The following is a 17925-nucleotide window of genomic DNA, read 5'->3' on the forward strand; positions in this document are numbered from 1 at the left end:
TGTGCTTTTTTATGTGGTGATTTACGATATTCCTGACAACAAGCGACGTTCTAAGGTGCATGATTTGTTGGAAGGTTACGGAACTTGGGTGCAGTATAGCGCTTTTGAGTGCGTACTCAGTGCAGCTAAGTTTGATGAATTGCGATCGCGACTTGGGAAAAAGATTAACCTGGAAGAGGATAGCATTCGGTTTTATCCGGTGTCGCGCCATACTTTGGGACAGGTAGAGGTTTTGGGAGTCGGTGCACCTGTGACTCAAGCAGCTCGATCGGTGATTATTTAGCTGGCTTTGCGAGGCTGGGAGTAAATCGGCTCAAACGCTTTGTTTGCGTCGCGAGCCTCGCAGCATTGCTAGACAAAGGTTTCAGCGTTTAAAATGGATGAGTGACGGTGGGATGTTTGGCAATAATTCCTGAGCCTCGCAAACGGCATCTAGATGGCTTGCGCTGTATGGAGTGTATAATGGAGGCCTCCCCACTCGCTGGGGAAACTAATTGAATGGAAACAGCATTACCTTTTCATTGTGTGGAAAGCTTACTTGCAAGCTTTCTCCCCGCTCCCCACTCGCTGGGGAAACTAATTGAATGGAAACCTAAACAGAACCACATCCAAAATGAAACGGCTTTTCTCCCCACTCGCTGGGGAAACTAATTGAATGGAAACTTCAACTAAATAATTAGAAGCTTTTACATCTGGACTCCCCACTCGCTGGGGAAACTAATTGAATGGAAACATTCGTGAGCAGTTGACTTCTGACGCATGGGCATTCGGATATGCTCCCCACTCGCTGGGGAAACTAATTGAATGGAAACGCGACAAGGTGAGAAAGTATTACCGCGAATATCTTCTCCCCACTCGCTGGGGAAACTAATTGAATGGAAACGGCTCATCTTTAAGCCTTCTCTGTCGGCTACGTCGCGAAAGGCCTCTCCCCACTCGCTGGGGAAACTAATTGAATGGAAACGGTTTTGTTCAAGCAGAGTTTGGTGTTAGTTGACAGCCAAGCTTCTCCCCACTCGCTGGGGAAACTAATTGAATGGAAACTAGCGATTCAATAGGTAATGTGAATATACTTGTTAGGCTCCCCACTCGCTGGGGAAACTAATTGAATGGAAACACGAGCCAATACGGAGACAACAGAGGGGACGGTAGCACTCCCCACTCGCTGGGGAAACTAATTGAATGGAAACTGTTCATGGTGATGTCTTTCAGGGCTATTGCTTGGCAGACTCCCCACTCGCTGGGGAAACTAATTGAATGGAAACCGGAAGTTAGCAGCCGTGATGTTATTCAGCAGCAGCGAGCCTCCCCACTCGCTGGGGAAACTAATTGAATGGAAACTCCTTCTTAGTTCTCAGGCGACTTAGCTGGTCCATCTCCCCACTCGCTGGGGAAACTAATTGAATGGAAACATAATAACCAGAGGCACCACGAACATAGGCGCACCCACCCTCCCCACTCGCTGGGGAAACTAATTGAATGGAAACAATGCACGAGCCAAGACACGGACAACAGAGGAGATAACAGAACTCCCCACTCGCTGGGGAAACTAATTGAATGGAAACATCTTCTACAGTGGGTGCGTATAAGTCTGACATGATGGTGTCTCCTGATCTCCCCACTCGCTGGGGAAACTAATTGAATGGAAACATAGTTCTCGCTGCGGGCGAATAGGTTGGTGGTACCTGCCTCCCCACTCGCTGGGGAAACTAATTGAATGGAAACGATAAAACAGACAATTTAAACTTGGCGATTTCTCGCCTCCCCACTCGCTGGGGAAACTAATTGAATGGAAACAAAACGAGGTCTACATTCAAGCTAACTTCCCCAGCTCCCCACTCGCTGGGGAAACTAATTGAATGGAAACTTCTTTTTCCTTGTCTGTCTGCGCTTTGAGTCTCCCCACTCGTTGGGGAAACTAATTGAATGGAAACCTAATTGGTTTCTATTAGCAGTGATGTATTTATTAACTCCCCACTCGTTGGGGAAACTAATTGAATGGAAACGCTTCAGAAAGCTTTTCGTCGTTTAACCATATGGAAGCTCCCCACTCGTTGGGGAAACTAATTGAATGGAAACATTTCAGGTGTCTGATACTCGAAGTGACATTTTGCAGTTACTCCCCACTCGTTGGGGAAACTAATTGAATGGAAACTTTGCTTGATGTCGGCAGCGCCTTTGTAGCCTTCTCCCCACTCGTTGGGGAAACTAATTGAATGGAAACCTATCTGGTATATCCGATAATGACCAGCCGGATTCGTACTCGAACTCCCCACTCGTTGGGGAAACTAATTGAATGGAAACGCTCATCAAAAACCGAGCCAACCTCATTTTGTCTCAAAAACTCCCACTCGTTGGGGAAACTAATTGAATGGAAACAGCTTGAATGGCGTAGTGTCTTTGTCGTCAGTCTTGTCAACTTGTTTGGACTCCCCACTCGCTGGGGAAACTAATTGAATGGAAACGCTAAAACAAAATTAGTGGAAGTCTTCTATTAATGCGACAGTTTAAGGGAAACCATAAATAGCTGTTGACAAAAGACTAGATTTCTAATAGCCTAGTTTTGGGGGACGCCTCTACCGCATAGAGTAAACGTCCTTAAGGCATCGTCCTATCCCCCAGCCGAAGGGTTACGGCACTTAAATTTAAGTCGGCACTGCCTAGAAATAGGTAGCTAAGACAAATTTTGTCGAGGTCTTCTATTAATGCGGAATCGAAGGAGGCTTCGATCCCCCCGACACCGCAAACAGAAATTAAAAATTAGAGCCTTCTGTAGTGCCAAAAGCTCTAAGTTTTCAACATCGGGAAAACTTCAAACACAAACTTCTACAACTCAAATTTCTGCAATTAATCCGAATTGCGAAGAATTAACAAGCACAAAAAAAGCCCCGTGATTGGGGCAAAATCTAACTATTCTCAGTCGTTGGGTGGCAGGTTTATTATATTGTTGGTGAACTCGCCCCTACGAGAATTGGGGCAGACACGATCGCTTATTATGGAATCACCAAAACCAAATCATCCGCTGTTTTGACAATCTCAGAATTCTGCAAATCTAAATCTTTAAAACCTGGTTGAATGGAAACAACCGATCGCAGCCACGGAACTTAACGCTAAATACTCCCCACTCGTGGGGCAAGCTAATTAAATTGAAACGGGCGATCGTCAAAGTTCAAGAGATACCAGGTTTTCAGTGGAAGCTCCCCACTCCTTGGGAAAACTTCTGTTTCTTAACCCAGTCAGTTCCTCCGAGCGATCGCCACTTTCCGAGTACAGCGATCGCCATCAATAGGAAGAGAATCCTTATCCCTCAACCTCTTTCAAACCATCCTCCAACAGCATCCGCACAATATCCACTTTCTTGCGCCCCGTCCTAGCTGCCAGCATCGACAGTTTACGGTGCAGAGTTTCGGACATATCCACAGTAAACCTGACCGTTGCTTCTTTATCGGGTGCTTGCAGTTTGCTCATCAGGCTAGGCTCTTTTGATTGAATGGGAACTGTTTCTGGTGCAGATACTTCCGGCTGTGGTGGTGTAGCGACTGGCAATGCAATTTCCGGTGTTAGCGATGCTGTGGGCGTTGGTGCTGGCAATACAACGTCTGGTGGTGTTGGGGGTGATGCAGCTTCGTTTGTACCAAAAACAAATTCTTCGATCGCGCTGCCGAGTGGTTTGCGTTTTTTGGTACTCATTTCAGCGCTCCCATGATTTCCTTGAACAGTCGGCCGTACTCTTTCCCGGAATCTTTGGCAGGTTGACCGCCCAAATCCCACACCGTAGCCGCTTGACCCGAAGAATCGGCAATCACTTGTTTTTGATGAATCACCGATTTGAGCACTTTGATGGTGGGGGTAAGTTTCCCCAACAGCTCCATTGCTTCGGTTTTAAGCTTTGTCCCCTTTACCGCACGGCTGAGAAACATCACCGCTTGGGGCGGGCCTTGTCTCACCGATTGCGCTTGTTTGATGAGCCTCACCGCATCGGCTGCTGATTGTACGTCGATACCGCTCGGTTGAACTGGAACCACCGCTAAGTCTGCCCTCATCAAGATTGCCCTGGTTGCTTCACTCAAACCAGCAGGGCCATCCACTACGAGGTAATCAACGTTAGCCGCTAAGTCGGTTAGTTGGTCTAAGAGGTCATCGGGACTTTGCAGTACGTGAGTGGCGATACTCGGTTCCATCCTGCTGCACCACTGGGAACTAGACCGCTGAGCATCAGCATCTACTATCAACACTTGCTTGCCCTGCTGTACGAGCCAATGGGCGAAATGTACGGCTGTCGTGCTTTTGGCACATCCGCCTTTCTGATTTACGAAAGCAATAATTGCTGCCATGATTACTTACTCACTTAATTGCTGCACTGATTACTGCATTACTGAAATACTGAATGCAGTAAGTATAGCGCTTGTTGAGGCATCCACTACCAAAACTTGATAACCTTGCTATGTGACCCAATCTGTTCTCTCTCTGTTGTGTTGTTGCCTGGTTGTACGGCTGCTGTGCTTTTGAGCTGTTTGTCTTTCTAATTTACTGCCAAGCCAAATTAATAATTTAATTACTTACTGCATTACTTACTGCATTACTTACTGCATTACTTAATTAATGAATACAGTAAGCATTAGGTTTGTTGAGGTAACGGGTAAACGGGTAATTAGTAGGAATCTGTACCTCATGCTGCTGTAAGCTTGCAGGGTAAGGGAGACGAAAAAGTTGGGGAGTAAGAGCAATGAAGCAAGTTTATCAAGGGTGGGCGATCGCTCTAGTATTGGTAGAGATTGTTAGCGGTTGCAATCTGACAGCGCCATCGCCACCGTCTCGGCTTCCCCAAGTGCGCGAGAAACCGAGGGTGCAGCAACCAACACTAAAACCAGGAACGCGAGAACCAATTGCATCCGCCACCAACAACCCCAACTTGCTGCTGGGCAATCCCAGCAATGCAGCTTCCAGTATTGCGAACGCAAACAACTATTTAATGGTGAAGCCGCAGTACGTGATGAGCTACAACAGCAAAACTAAGACCGCCAACTGGGTTTCGTGGCAACTGAACCGCTCTTGGATTGGGTCAGCCGACCGCCAGGACAACTTCCGCCCCGATGATGCGCTCCCCGCTGCTTGGTACAAAGTGCGGCCGACAGATTACAGCGGAAGCGGCTACGACCGGGGACACGTTGCCCCGAGCGCCGATAGAACGCGCAACGAAGCCGATAACACCGCTACCTTTTTGATGACCAACATGATGCCCCAAGTCCCAGAACTCAACAGGGGCGTGTGGGGTGAGTTGGAGGAGTATTGTAGAGAATTAGTGCAGCAGGGCAAGGAACTTTACATCGTAGCGGGGCCCGTGGGAAAAAAAGGCAGCATCGGCAAAACAGAAAAAATTACAGTCCCCGCAAAAACTTGGAAAGTTATCGCGGTGCTCGACAGACAGGGATTGGGGTTGCAGGGAATTACATCAAACACCAGGACGATCGCGGTGATGATGCCGAACGATGCCAGCGTCAAAGGCAGGGGGGGATGGAAAAGCTTTCGAGTTTCGGTGAAGCAAGTGGAGCGGGAGACGGGGCTGAATTTCTTGTCTAATGTGCCGCTCCAGGTTCAGCAAGTGATTGAGGGGAAAGTTGACAGTCAGTAAAAGCTATTGGTCAGGAATAGTTAATTGCTGTCCGGGTAAAATTAAATCGGGGTTATCTCCAATAACTTCTTGGTTTGCTAGATAAATCTGTTCCCATTCGTCGCCGTCGCCGTAGAATTGTTCGGCAATGCCGTAAAGCGTATCGCCTTCTTGGACTGTGTAAGATTGAGCCATACATTCCTCTAGGTTGATTGAAGCTGCTTAAGTTTCACTGTTTGCCCGAGCTTTTTTCTCTACCTTGAGGCTGAAAATTGTTAAGTCTCTACTACCTGAGTAGAAAGCCCCGCCCAATCGCCTGACTGAGCAACGCCGACGATGTAGACATCAATTTCAATGCTGCCCACTCGGTAAACCTGCAACTGGGATAGGTTCTGCTTCAACACGCTCACCAAGTTCTCAAAGCGCTGCACCGTTTTTTGTTCTTCTTCGTCGTGCCAATCCTCTTTGGCGGTGGCGGCATCAAAGAACTCATCGACTGTCACTACTTCGACTGAAGCATCGGGCGGGTGTCCGGTGAGTTGCAGCAGCTTTGCCGGGGTGAGTTCTCCCTGTGTCGGCCAATGAATGACCTCGAAGGGAGCGTCGGTTTCGCTTCCGAAGAGCAAGCCTTTGGAAGCTTGGTTGAGTTGGTCGGCGATCGAGTTAATCATGGAGGCTGTTAGTTTTATTTCAGTTTCAAAAATATACCTCATGTGACTAATAACCGCTCTAGTTTCTTTTTATTAAAAATTTATACTATCAATAGTCCGGACAGTTTTTATATTGCCCAATGGCTTATGCTCGCTTGACTTTGGCCACTGTGGATAATTAAATCAATGTCAGATTCACGCCTGACTTATATTTAATTCGACTTTTTTATGCTCCTTGCCTTGTAAAGCTTGTAGTATTGTTCCAAAAACTGTCCGGACTATTGATGCTATTCATGTATTAAGCTATGCGTGTAAGTTTTCCATTTTTTCCTAAGTGCTATGAAATCTGAAGAGGTTTTAAGACGTTACGCTGGTGGATATCTTAATTTTAGTGGGAAAAATCTTCAAGGACAAAGCTTTCAAGGAAAAGATTTGTCTAAAATTGACTTCAGTAATGCATATATTCAAGGAGCAAATTTTACTAACGCTATATTAATAGGAGCAAATTTCACAGGAGCCAAAACAGGACTGCAAAAACGTTGGTTGGTTGGACTTTTGCTTCCTTCACTTTTTTTATCGGGACTGGCTGGGTTTATATGGTCATTCACTGGTGTTTGGACAGCATATTTATTCAAGAAAACCATTATTAGCGATTTCACTATTTTTCCTGGTATCTTTGTTTTGGTAATACTTGCAAGCTTATCATTTATCGCTATTGAGAAAGGCTTGGGAACAGCTTTGGGTTTTGGAGCAGGAACCTTGGCAGTTGCTGGAACAACTGCTATAGGTATTGCTGTTGCCTTTTCCGGTGCGGGAACCTTAGCCGTAGCATTAGCAGGGAATGGCTCGCTGGCGATTGCTGGAGCCTTAGCGGGATTGTTAGCTGGGACTCTTTCGATAGCTATAATTTCTGCCATCGGCAATGCTCTATGTAGATGCGTAGCAATAGTAATTGCATCAGCCTCAATTTTAATGCTGGCTTTAGGATTAGGTTCTAGAACAATTGATGCTGCTGTTAATGTTAACTGGGCTTCAACAGGGGCAATATTAGGAGGAACTTTAGGCATCCTACTAAGTAATTATTTAGCTTTAAAAACTTTATCAGGGGATGAGAAATTCTCATTTTCTTTGAAAATAGTATCTGATTTTTGTGCAATAGGCAGCACCACTTTCCAGGGGGCTGATTTGACTAATGCTATTTTTCAAAATGTAAATCTAAAAGGTACTAATTTGGAGGGGGCGAATCTTGTTGGCACCTGTTGGCTTTCTGCCCGAAGTTTAAGTCTTTGTAAAATTGATCGAGGATATCTCATATACTCGGGAGTACGCCAACTTGTTGTTAGTAATAATGGTCACAACCAAAAATTTATTAGAATGAATTTGGAAGGAATAAATCTGCAAAATGCAAATCTGCAAGATGCCAATTTTATAGGAACAAACCTCAACAGCGCTAATTTGCGGAATGCCGATTTGTCCAGAGCCATCCTGAAGCAAGCGCAACTCGACGGTACAGATATGACGGGAGCAATTCTCACGGAAGCTTGTATCGAAGATTGGGGGATAACAGGTAGCACCAACCTAGAGGACGTGCAATGCGACTATGTATTCATGCGTCTTGAAACCAAAGATAATCCCAACCGATTGCGGAAACCGGATAACTGGGGAGAAACCTTTGCTGAGGGAGAGTTTGCAGATTTCATCAAGCCTTACGTGGATACTCTAGATTTGTACCACAGTCAGGATATTGACCCCCGCGCCATCTCCATTGCACTTAAAAACTTATCAGCCAACCATCCAGAGCAAGAGCTACGGTTTGTGGCGATCGAACGGCGGGGCAACAATGGCTTGAATCTCCGGTTTACCACTGCACCGGGAGCCGATAAATCAGAGTTAAGCCACGAGTATTTTACAGATTACGCTCGAATCCACAAGGAATTGCCGCTTGCCGTTCAGTTAAAACTGGTCGCACAAGACTCTGCAATTCGTACACTTAAAGATACGATTGAGCAGTTTATTCAAACAGGTACGCATCAATCTAAGATTCACGCAGAAACAATTCAAATCGTTCAAGGAGAATTAATCGTGACTCAGAATAAGGGAATCAACATTCATTCAGACGGTGGCAGCATTGGCGACATCAGCGGGTTAGTTGGCGGTGATGGAGTTGTTAATTTGGGCATGATTAGCGGCAACGTGACCAACACTCTCAATCAATTGCCCAATTCCTTGAAAACCGATGAACCCAACATCAAAGAACTTTTAACACAACTCCAACAAGCGATCGAAAATGATTCCGACCTATTCGACCACGACAAAGCCGATTTATTAGAGCAGGTGCAAGCTTTGGCAGAAGCTAAGCAAACAGAGGAACCTGCTAAAAAAGAAGGGCTGACACGAAAAGCGAGGAAGATGTTTGAGGCAACATTGAGCAGTTTACCCCAGACTGCTAGCATTGTAGAAGCGTGCAGCAAGTTATTGCCAATGATATTGAAGGCATTAGGGTTGCCTGCGTAGCGTTGCAGTATTTGCAGGCATAGTGCAAGATACCCCTATCCGACTGATTGGTATTTAGGATATGCACCCCGATGATGCGATTCAACAGAGCGCTGAAAGGCTGCTGATTCAAGTACAATCAAGGGCTTTAAAGTTGCGATAACTGGTCGTGCCCCGGTAAAATGCTGGGGCTTTCTTGTTTTTATCACTGTCAATCGCCCTCAATCTCCCTCAACTTCCATCTCTAACTCATACACCCGCAAACTCGGATGTTCGCCAATCAACCGCCAGCAATATCCCTCAACTGTTGGAGTGGGTCGCGCTCCCTGACGGTACAGGAATATCGGCTCGTTTCGCATCAGTGCGGTAAATATCTCCCGCTCTCTGTCTTTGCCATCATCCCAAATCAGGTGAGCTTTGCCGAAGTACCCCGCACCCATCAAACTAGCAAAGAGCCATTCCATGAGAGCTTGCTGCTCGTCTTGGTTAAGCGTGAATTGACCATAAGTGTCGATTATGGGTATTTTGGATTTGGGCTTGAGCGATGCAATGAGGGCGATGGCGAGGTTGAGGTACTTTTTCATGGGTAGATGGAGATGCGTCTGCTTCTTATTATGCAATCACACAGCGACTTGGGAAAAATCTGGCACCAACTCAATCTCTACTAAGCGTTGGATTTACAGAAATTAAGTGTGGTGCATCGATTTTGGTGAGTAACATCTACAACTTTTGCCTCCGGTGAGCTGTTTGAGAACCCAACTTTTAAAATAGGTTTTACGATCGCACCGCAATTGGGGCTATTTACACTTTATGCCCTAACAGCCTTGGCGGTTGCTACACTATCGCCTTGGTATTGTAAATCTTAGCCCGTTAGTAATTTGGCGAATGTTTTCCTTGTTCGCAGACAACATGAGGTGATTGTAGTTTCCCCCATTCAGGCGAATCGGTGTGGGATAGCGGACAATGAGCGTTGCCATTCTTTCCAACGTCCGATCTTGGTCAGAGGAAGGCAAAATTAAACACGCTGGGCGGCCCTGGATTTGTAACCTCTGCATCCGGGGACGAGTACCATAGGGATTGAGTTTATGATTCATTACACTCTTACAAACATTCTGAATCGTTGACCGTGGCGGTGACGACAACCCCGTTACTTGGAAGAATCCATCAGCACCGCTAAAGCGTTCTTCATAGCCCTTGGTAGGTCGCCAATTGCTGGGATAGCTCAAGCTAACACCATACGCCGAATTCTTGTAAGTAGTCGTGCAAAATTAATTACACAATATTTCGCGTGAAAGCCTTACCTAGCAAGGAGTTTTTATGTAATTAATTTTGTGTAGTTACTTATTGCTTTGTACTGGAAGCAGGTTTACGTGAAACTTGATTTTGACTAACTGATGGGGAAAGCTGGCTGCTACTGCTACCAGGAGAGAGTATTCCTGTTAGCGGCACGAAGGTTAGAAGTCCTAGGCTACACAAGAGTGAATATCGATAAACAATGTTTTTCATGGATTTTCTCGAAATACTCTAGAGGCTTATGTAAACAGCTAGAAATCCGGTTTTTTTCAAGGATTGTTTAGTAATTCAACAATCTCTGTGAATTGGAACAATCTCGAACTGTTACTGATACCTTTCGCTCGCATTTACCTATATCCGGTTAAAATGAGGATGGGAGCCTTAGAAATTCGGTTTGCTAAGATTTAAGATACGGAAACAGCACGGATGCAATCTGCCTGGCAGCATTGCTACCAACCTCTACTACATTTACGCTTATTAACCGGGATTTTGTCTCTTTCTTACTTCTCCAGTTCGCAGGGTCAAATAATACTTTTTTGAGTAACTTGCTATCAGGTGCGGAATCCCAGCAGTTTCACTTACCAAATGGCTGTCCCCAATATTGCCAGCATTCTTTATTAAAAGGCGACTTCCACTTGTAGATAAGCTCGGACTCTAGTTGCAGCCGCTTTTTTCGATTGCTCGGCGCTCCGTACCAAAATGCTATGGCTACACTCACATCTAGGGAATAACGCCGATGCAGTTCGATGTAGTTGCCAATGTAGCTATGACAATAGTGATTCGTCCAACGTTGTTTGGGAGTGCGGTCTGTTTCTCCCACGTAAAGAACTAATGGAAGGGCGTTATCAATGACGAAGTAGAGGCAAGTACGATCGCCCCAATCCGGTTTCTCACAAAATGAGAGATTGTGTAATTCCAGGGCAAACGGGTCTATGCTGTTGGAGTCACAGGGATTTGGAGCTAACTCGAATAGACTTCCCTGTCGCGGTTGTGGCGCACTTTCAGATTGTTGGTGTTCAAAAATGCGTTGTTTCCAAGAATACAAAGCCTCGGAACTCATCGTTAGTTGAGGAGATTTAGCGGAGCTGGGTTTGGGTTGCGGAAAAAGTTCGAGTTGCTGCACAGATTTTAAGATTGTTGGACGATCGCTGCTGGAAAGTTTAGCTCAATGGAATTCTACCAAACATCACGCTCCCGGTAGTAATGTCTCCAAATAGGGAACTGATACTGTCACAATTATACCAAACTGATGACCGTGATTCTTGAAAAAACTAGAGAATTCATGAATGTAATCAGCAAAATCTAGAGATACTGTCACAGATTCCTTAGCTTTTCGATGTAAATGAAGGTTTATTTAGCCGAGTTGCGGAAACCGTCGCCTTCACCTTGCCTATCTATTCGATCGATTCTTAGCTCTTTATAACAAATCGAACCAAATCACAGCAATTTATAAAGAAATGCTACGTCAGCTTTTGCGCTTCTTACGAGCTAACAATTTAGGGCAAAAGAAAACCATTATGCTTCGCTTTAGGGTGATGATGTTTTGGCTCTTTAACTATGAGAATTTAGCAGCATATAAAATTGCAGAATCTGTTTAACTACTGACCACTGACCTCTCATTCTACTGGGAGGTTAGAACTCATACTAGCCCTAAAACACATGGCAAGAGATTTAAGTGCTTACAATGTACCAGAAAAACCGTGTCATAGCTGTCCTTTTGGTGGGAAGAAACCGATCGAACTACCCCCCGAACGGCTCACATATTATTACCACCAACTCCTCAATGGCGGCTCCCAGCACTTATGCCATAGCGCAGAAAAAACTATTTGCCGAAGCGGACGAACTCTCCAACTCCGATGGTTTTGTTTGATTGGTATCATTGAAGAACCTACCGATGAAGCTTTCAATCAAGCTGTTGCAGAAATTGAATCGAAGAGAAACAAAAACGATGGAAACGGTAGAAACGATGGAAAAACAGAAACATCTCAGAAACACATTGATTTGTTTCTGGAACCCAAAGATTGTTTCTTCTTGTACAATCCCTCTAATTGGTGTCCTGGCTGGGCGATCGGTCAAATTGAGCTTCCTATCCCTACTAGCTATTCCCGTTGCTTGACTTTGATTCGTGATGCTGAAGGTGGCTGCCATTGGGTTTCTGCTAAAAATGTTGCCATTCGAGACGGCAATCATCGTCAAACTCACCTTTTCGATACTTACGCAGCGAATTGTTTCGATTGGACAAAGATTAAGAGTTTTCAGGAAATTGTCTGGTGATTCTATGGAAACCTTAAAAATCACTCAAGAACACATTACTTGGTTTCCTGAACCAAAAGACTGTTTCTTTCACTATGGAAATGTTTGGTGTCCAGGTTGGGCGGTTGGTGCAATTGAATTACCGTAGCTTGCGGGGCGGGAACCGCCATCGTTCCCTGCTATTCCCGTTCCTTTACCTTAGTTCGAGATTGTAGTGGCGAAAGTCATTGGTTTACTGCCAACAAGGTTTTGTTTCGCGGTGACAGTCATTTATTTGACAGTTACATCGGAAATACTTTCGATTGGACAAGAATCCATACTTTCAAGTCTCTTGTTTCTTAATTTCTTACCTAACAGCAGCGGTTTACCAGTTCGCTACTGGTTTTTTTATGCTCAATTCCCCTGTTCCGAACCCTAATGCTGATGCTCCTTCTTTGATTGAGCACAGATTTGTTATCTGCTACGCTTATTATTCAATCGCTGCTGCCACCGAACATGGTAGTATTTTGTTCTTGGCTAACTATGAAAATCCTGAATGGATTACTGATTTTGAAGAAGCCTATTTCTTCGAGTCTAAGGAAAAAGCCGAGAAAGTAGTTGCGACTCTACAGGACAACTTCAAAGCTAATAATTTTCCCACAGATTCTGTCTCTGTTATTCTAGTCAATTGCTCAGAATCCGATTAACACTTTTGGCTTTTATCTCTATAACAAAATGGGATAAAAGTCAACTTTTTGGTGTATGAACTCAAAAACAGAAAAGGGATATAAGCTAAAAAATAATTTATTACTTAGTAAGTGACATGGTGTTAACAGCAGGACTAGCAGCAAAACTGCTACGCCAAATCCTCGTAGACTACAATTACTGGCCCGAATCCGAATCCGATTCGCCTCTTTCTGTCAGACGATCGAAAACCGCTTTAGATGACAAAGCGATTCTTTCCCGCGATGCAACCATGCGAAGAACAGCAATGAAGGAGTTAGATCCAGAAGTTGCTTACAAAGCACCAGAACGACGAATTGAATACAAAACACTCGATCAAACATTCAAACCTTTAGCTGCTACTGCACTGCTTGAAGTACAAGCAACAGCAACTAACGTACAAGGTGGAATGGCTGAGTTGGAAACATTGGAGATACCGATCGAACAATCCGAATTTTTGGTGCAACTCTACAGCATTTTCAAACAACTAACAAATGCCAAAGTTTGTTATGTTGTTGATGGTAATATGACAGGTTCTGACCCATATACAGGACTTTTTATTACTGGTGAAAGCAGCGATAATGAGGTGATTATTGCTCAATCTCTGCTAGTTCAAACCTGATAATTAATCCCGTTTGTTTTCTTATACGAAAAACAAACGGGATTAATTACACTATTTTTTACACATTCAAAAACTATGCTAACAGCAGTTCTGGCACTAAAACTTCTTCGCTCCATTCTTGTTGACTATAACTACTGGCCAAGTGATGGTGATTCACCGTTAAGTGTTAGTCGCCACAGACAGAAAGTGACTGAAAAAACCATTCTTTCTCGCGATGCTGCTCTGCGACGCGCTTCGGAAAAAGGCTCAAACAAGAGTGTGCCTTACAAACCGCCAGAACGTCGAATTGAAATCCAAACACTTGACCAAACATTTAAGCCTTTAGTAATTGATACGCTGGTCATTGTGGAGACAATAGTTCAAGAATCTGAAGGTGATTTAGAAAATCTACAACTACCACTCGAAAAATCTGAGTTTTTTATTCAGTTGTATGGTGTTTTTAATCAGTTAGAAAATCCCAAAGTTTATTACGTTTTTGATATTGATAATGTGATATTCAATCCGTATATCGGACTGTATATCACTGGTGAATCTAGCGATGGTGAGGTGATTATTGCTCAAACGTTGATTCAAAACGACAGTTAATCCCACTCTGTTTTGCAGACAAAAAATAAATTAAGGATAATCAAACCATGCCAGTAAGAATTATTTCCCCAGTTTCAGGAGAAATTGTCCAAGCAAACACAGTTCCTAATACTGTGACAGTCAAGGTGATCGCCGACAGTAACTTAAATACTGACGTTCGTTTTAAACTCAACGGAACGATCGTAGGAATTGATAAGTCAGCTACTTCGATCAATGTTAATGGATTTGTAGAATATCAATATCAATTAAATATTCCAATCCCCGCAGCCGGCATTCATTCGATCGAAGCAGAAGATATTGACCAAGCTACAGTTCCAATGGTTCGATCGACTGACTCAATCAGTTTTGAACTCAAACTTAATGACCCCAAAATAACTCTCACTGAAACTACAACAACTTTAGCCGCTAAGTTGGTGACTGCCACGATCGCTAACCGACCAACTGGAGCTTTGGTCAGATTTAGTCTCAATGGTACAGTCGTCAAAGAAGATAGCACCAGCCCATTCAATGTTTCTGTTTCTGAACCCGGAGAACTAAAAGCAGAATTGGTTGTTGCTGGTAGCGTTATTGAAGTTGCTACTGCTACTCTTCAAATCTCCGACCTTCCTACTCCTACTCCTACTCCTACTCCCACTCCTTCCCAAGGACCCAAAGGTGATAAAGGTGATAAAGGTGATAAAGGTGAACCCGGTATTCAGGGCATTCAGGGTGAACGTGGTGAACGTGGTGAGAAGGGAGAGACAGGAGCGATCGGTTCAGAAGGAATTCCCGGCCCCAAAGGTGATACTGGAGCAACGGGAGCTCAAGGGATTAAAGGTGATACTGGTGCCACTGGTGCAACAGGAACAATGGTATGGTCAACCCCGGTTTCTTTGCCATTATCGGCGGGAGTAACAGGGAGTGTAACTTATCAAACTTGCGGAAAATTGGTTCGACTCAATGTGGACGTGATGATGAATTTTACAAACAGTTCAGGGTTGTTAATTTGTGCAAATATGCCGAACACAATCTTTAACACCTGGTTCCATTCCACAGCAATGATTTTTAAATCTGACTTAACAATTGCTGCTACTGGACAATGGGGCTTAATAAGGTATCAACCAAATAACCGAGAATTAGCGTTGATGTTTGACAAAATCGTCAATGAAACTGTGCGATGTGTCAGTAATTTCATAATGGCAGTTAATTAACGAATAAAACCATGACTTTTATAGCGGAAGTACCAAATACTTACAATCCAGCTAAAGAATACATGATTGGATTTTGGCTAAGCACCCCAAAGCTTAACGGAGTTCGTTGTATTTACACACGGGATGGCATCTCACGCGGATTAAGAAGCCAGACTTTGACAACTCGATTTGTAGGACTCGATCGACTTGAGTTAGCCTGTCGCAGTCTCTGTGACGCGAATAATTTATCATTCCTAGACGGTGAACTGTTCATCCCAGGGAAATCACTTGATGAACTTACGGTATTAGTTCGCGATCGTGCTACCTATGAACTTGATGAAAAATTTGCTGTTGAATTCCGAGTTTCTGCTGTTGGGTCGGCAACAAATCCCGCCCTAACAACACAACAGATGATGAATCTGATGCAACAAATCATTCCGGCACAGGGAATGATTTGTTTGATTCCTCAAAAACTAATTCGGAACACACCTCTAGGCGTTCTAGATGAAGCAACCACCGTTCTTAATGCTGGAGGAACTGAAGGAATCATCCTCAGAAATCTGGACTCAGTTTATTCTGGGGTGCGCTCGGACAATCTTCTCAAAGTGAAAGGCATAACAAGCGGAATCTTTACTGTTGTTGGATTTACGCAAAATCTAATAGTGGGTTACGTGAGTTATATGTCCGTTGAAGGCACAGTGAATGGAGTTACCAAAGTTTCTCGTGTTTATGGTTTGAACGATGAAGAAGAACAGGGTCTGTGGATGAATAGAGATTCTTATATAGGCAAACAAGTTCTCATCGTTTATATGGGATTGACAGCGACAGGCAATCTCCGAAGCCCTGCTTTGGGTCGATTTGTTTAACTCGTCAAGGAGCAACAAGAATGTTACTGCAATTAGCAAACACTTACAGTCCCACCAAAAACTATGGTGTAACTGAATGGCTCAGTAGCCCCAAACTGGACGGGGTGCGGTGTTTGTACGAAAATCCGACAAATGGATTAAGAAGTCGATCGGGAAAAACACGATATTCAGGATTGACCGAAATTGAGCAAATCTGTGAAAGTATCAGGTCAGCCAACAATTTATCATTTTTGGATGGCGAGTTGTACATTCCCGGAGAACCTTTTGATAGAATTTCGGGAATTGTTCGTACAACAAAAGCAACTCAGGCTGCCAATAAACTTAGAGTTGAATTCCGCATCTTTGCGATCGGCTTTACTCAATATCCGAACATCCCGGCAGCAGACGAATATAGCCAGGTTCAGCAAATCTTTCCGGCAATGGGGAAGGTTAGCTACGTTCCGCAGAGGTTGATTGAGAATAACCCTCTGATCATTCAAGCGGAAGCCGACTCAATCAAAGCATCAGGACAATCGGCTGAGGGGATAATGCTGCGGAACCCGAATTCAGTTTATTTCCAGGGTCGATCGATCGCATTGCTGAAAGTCAAGAACTTTGTAAAAAGTCAGTTGCAGGTTGCTGGCTTCACCAAAGGAACAGGAAAATATTCTGCATCTCTGGGCAATCTGTTAGTGAGCGGTAACATCGACGGTCGGATCGTCAATGGCAAAGTCGGAACCGGATTTAGCGATATGGAACGATCGACTATCTTTGCCAACCAAGCTAGTTATCTGAACAGAACGATCGAAATTATCCATCTCGGTGTTACTGTTGCCCGGGCGTTGAGACATCCCGTATTTTCTGCTTTTGTTTAAACTTGCTAAGAAATTCTAACAAATTCTTAGAAATTGTTAGAAACAAGAAACATGAAAAAAACCTGAGCGTGGGTGCAGTCACTCAGGTTTTTTTTGTGCAGTTTGTTAGCCGCCAATATAGTTTAGCTGAAGCTCTTCCTATTAGACCAGCCCTACGAGTTCAGGAATGCTCCCTGCTAATTTCCAACCAGTGGCAGCAGAGTAGATTGGAGTATTTGCACCAACTCCCCACTTGGATAGATCCTGGCTCGGAACTTCGATAAAGCTACCGTCTGGGGCTTTGATTTGCCAGATAATTGGTGGTGCAGAAACAGTAAGCAATTCGGCTGGAATTGGAGGAGGCAAAACAGGGGCTGTTGGAGCTGCTACCGGAACTGCTGTGGGAGCTGCTGTGGGAGCTGCTGTGGGAGCTGCTGTGGGAGCTGCTGTGGGAGCTAGAGTCGTTGCAGGGTCTGCTACTGGAGCTGTTGCCGAAGTTGTTTCAGGGGAAGTTTCAGGAGCACTTGCACCCGCATAAACCCTTTCCAGGAACTTCCTATCAAACGTAATCTTCGGTCGGCGAGTAGGTTTGTAAGTGGTTGGTTTGCCTGTTCTTGGGTTTCGTCCTTCCCGTTCGGGTTTTTCAATTAATGAGAAGGTTCCGAATCCTTCGATTTTGATGTCATTTCCGCTTTCTAGAGAAGCTACGACACTGGAGATAACTTCTCCAAATGGGAGATTTTCAACAACTGAAGCCATAATTAAAATTCTGATTGAGAGAGACGCTTGATTTGATTATGCCCTAATTTTTATAAAAGCACAATAAATCAGAAATATTTTTCTCATTT

At 44.3% G+C, this 17925-nt stretch carries 17 protein-coding genes, 1 pseudogene and 1 CRISPR repeat array; of the genes and pseudogenes, 11 read left to right on the forward strand and 7 right to left on the reverse strand.

Annotated features, from left to right (window positions below; genetic code table 11):
- Position 1: 1 nt before the first annotated feature.
- Entirely contained in the window at positions 2-283 is a 282-nt protein-coding gene (gene cas2 / locus QUA58_RS13790) for a CRISPR-associated endonuclease Cas2 (protein WP_333394501.1), read from the forward strand.
- A 187-nt stretch (positions 284-470) separates the two neighbouring features.
- A CRISPR array of direct repeats spans positions 471-2465; the repeat unit is 36 nt; unit sequence CTCCCCACTCGCTGGGGAAACTAATTGAATGGAAAC.
- Positions 2466-3300: 835 nt separating this feature from the next.
- Here cas2 and QUA58_RS13795 read toward each other — a convergent pair.
- On the reverse strand, positions 3301-3690 hold the full coding sequence (locus QUA58_RS13795) for a hypothetical protein (RefSeq protein ID WP_333394502.1): 390 nt from the start codon (positions 3688-3690) through the stop codon (positions 3301-3303).
- Positions 3687-4334, reverse strand: coding sequence for an AAA family ATPase (locus tag QUA58_RS13800; RefSeq protein WP_333394503.1), 648 nt, complete (start codon positions 4332-4334; stop codon positions 3687-3689). Before QUA58_RS13800 ends, QUA58_RS13795 begins: the two co-directional genes overlap by 4 nt.
- Positions 4335-4726: 392 nt before the next feature.
- On the opposite strand from QUA58_RS13800, the gene QUA58_RS13805 reads away from it, so the two are divergent.
- Positions 4727-5632, forward strand: coding sequence for a DNA/RNA non-specific endonuclease (locus QUA58_RS13805; RefSeq protein ID WP_333394504.1), 906 nt, complete (start codon positions 4727-4729; stop codon positions 5630-5632).
- 3 nt (positions 5633-5635) lie between these two features.
- Here QUA58_RS13805 and QUA58_RS13810 read toward each other — a convergent pair whose 3' ends face one another.
- Positions 5636-5806 carry a LysM peptidoglycan-binding domain-containing protein gene (locus QUA58_RS13810; RefSeq protein WP_333394506.1) on the reverse strand — a complete coding sequence of 57 codons (171 nt, stop codon included), beginning with the start codon at positions 5804-5806 and terminating at the stop codon, positions 5636-5638.
- Positions 5807-5886: 80 nt separating this feature from the next.
- Positions 5887-6324 (reverse strand): nuclease A inhibitor family protein, encoded by a 438-nt coding sequence (locus tag QUA58_RS13815; protein WP_333394508.1) that lies wholly within the window; start codon positions 6322-6324, stop codon positions 5887-5889.
- Positions 6325-6600: 276 nt separating this feature from the next.
- Here QUA58_RS13815 and QUA58_RS31515 point away from each other — a divergent pair.
- Together QUA58_RS31515 and QUA58_RS13825 are read left to right on the forward strand one after the other, a co-directional pair.
- Positions 6601-7506: pseudogene (locus QUA58_RS31515) on the forward strand (pentapeptide repeat-containing protein); the annotation flags it as partial.
- A 129-nt stretch (positions 7507-7635) separates the two neighbouring features.
- Positions 7636-8775 (forward strand): pentapeptide repeat-containing protein, encoded by a 1140-nt coding sequence (locus tag QUA58_RS13825; protein ID WP_333394512.1) that lies wholly within the window; start codon positions 7636-7638, stop codon positions 8773-8775.
- Between the two features lie 200 nt (positions 8776-8975).
- Here the strand turns inward: QUA58_RS13825 and QUA58_RS13830 are convergent, their stop codons facing one another.
- Both QUA58_RS13830 and QUA58_RS13835 read right to left on the reverse strand, forming a co-directional pair.
- Positions 8976-9338 carry a hypothetical protein gene (locus QUA58_RS13830; protein WP_333394513.1) on the reverse strand — a complete coding sequence of 121 codons (363 nt, stop codon included), beginning with the start codon at positions 9336-9338 and terminating at the stop codon, positions 8976-8978.
- Positions 9339-10621: 1283 nt separating this feature from the next.
- Positions 10622-11170 carry a GIY-YIG nuclease family protein gene (locus tag QUA58_RS13835; protein WP_333394514.1) on the reverse strand — a complete coding sequence of 183 codons (549 nt, stop codon included), beginning with the start codon at positions 11168-11170 and terminating at the stop codon, positions 10622-10624.
- Positions 11171-11706: 536 nt separating this feature from the next.
- Between QUA58_RS13835 and QUA58_RS13840 the strand changes: the two genes are divergently transcribed.
- From QUA58_RS13840 to QUA58_RS13870, 7 genes are all read left to right on the forward strand, one after another.
- Positions 11707-12321, forward strand: coding sequence for a hypothetical protein (locus tag QUA58_RS13840; RefSeq protein WP_333394516.1), 615 nt, complete (start codon positions 11707-11709; stop codon positions 12319-12321).
- A 281-nt stretch (positions 12322-12602) separates the two neighbouring features.
- Positions 12603-12986: a hypothetical protein gene (locus tag QUA58_RS13845; RefSeq protein WP_333394518.1), complete on the forward strand. Its 384-nt coding sequence runs from the start codon at positions 12603-12605 to the stop codon at positions 12984-12986.
- A gap of 116 nt (positions 12987-13102) precedes the next feature.
- Positions 13103-13624 (forward strand): hypothetical protein, encoded by a 522-nt coding sequence (locus tag QUA58_RS13850; protein WP_333394520.1) that lies wholly within the window; start codon positions 13103-13105, stop codon positions 13622-13624.
- Between the two features lie 75 nt (positions 13625-13699).
- Positions 13700-14209 carry a hypothetical protein gene (locus QUA58_RS13855; RefSeq protein ID WP_333394521.1) on the forward strand — a complete coding sequence of 170 codons (510 nt, stop codon included), beginning with the start codon at positions 13700-13702 and terminating at the stop codon, positions 14207-14209.
- 47 nt (positions 14210-14256) lie between these two features.
- On the forward strand, positions 14257-15399 hold the full coding sequence (locus QUA58_RS13860; RefSeq protein ID WP_333394522.1) for a hypothetical protein: 1143 nt from the start codon (positions 14257-14259) through the stop codon (positions 15397-15399).
- Positions 15400-15410: 11 nt separating this feature from the next.
- A complete protein-coding gene (locus QUA58_RS13865; protein WP_333394523.1) occupies positions 15411-16244 on the forward strand; it encodes a hypothetical protein in 834 nt (277 codons plus the stop codon).
- A gap of 20 nt (positions 16245-16264) precedes the next feature.
- Complete coding sequence (locus tag QUA58_RS13870) at positions 16265-17098, forward strand: ATP-dependent DNA ligase (protein ID WP_333394524.1); 834 nt, start codon at positions 16265-16267, stop codon at positions 17096-17098.
- 141 nt (positions 17099-17239) lie between these two features.
- Here the strand turns inward: QUA58_RS13870 and QUA58_RS13875 are convergent, their stop codons facing one another.
- Complete coding sequence (locus QUA58_RS13875) at positions 17240-17836, reverse strand: HU family DNA-binding protein (RefSeq protein ID WP_333394525.1); 597 nt, start codon at positions 17834-17836, stop codon at positions 17240-17242.
- Positions 17837-17925 lie beyond the last annotated feature (89 nt).

This window comes from Microcoleus sp. N9_A1, assembly GCF_036701795.1.
Taxonomy (GTDB): domain Bacteria; phylum Cyanobacteriota; class Cyanobacteriia; order Cyanobacteriales; family Microcoleaceae; genus Microcoleus.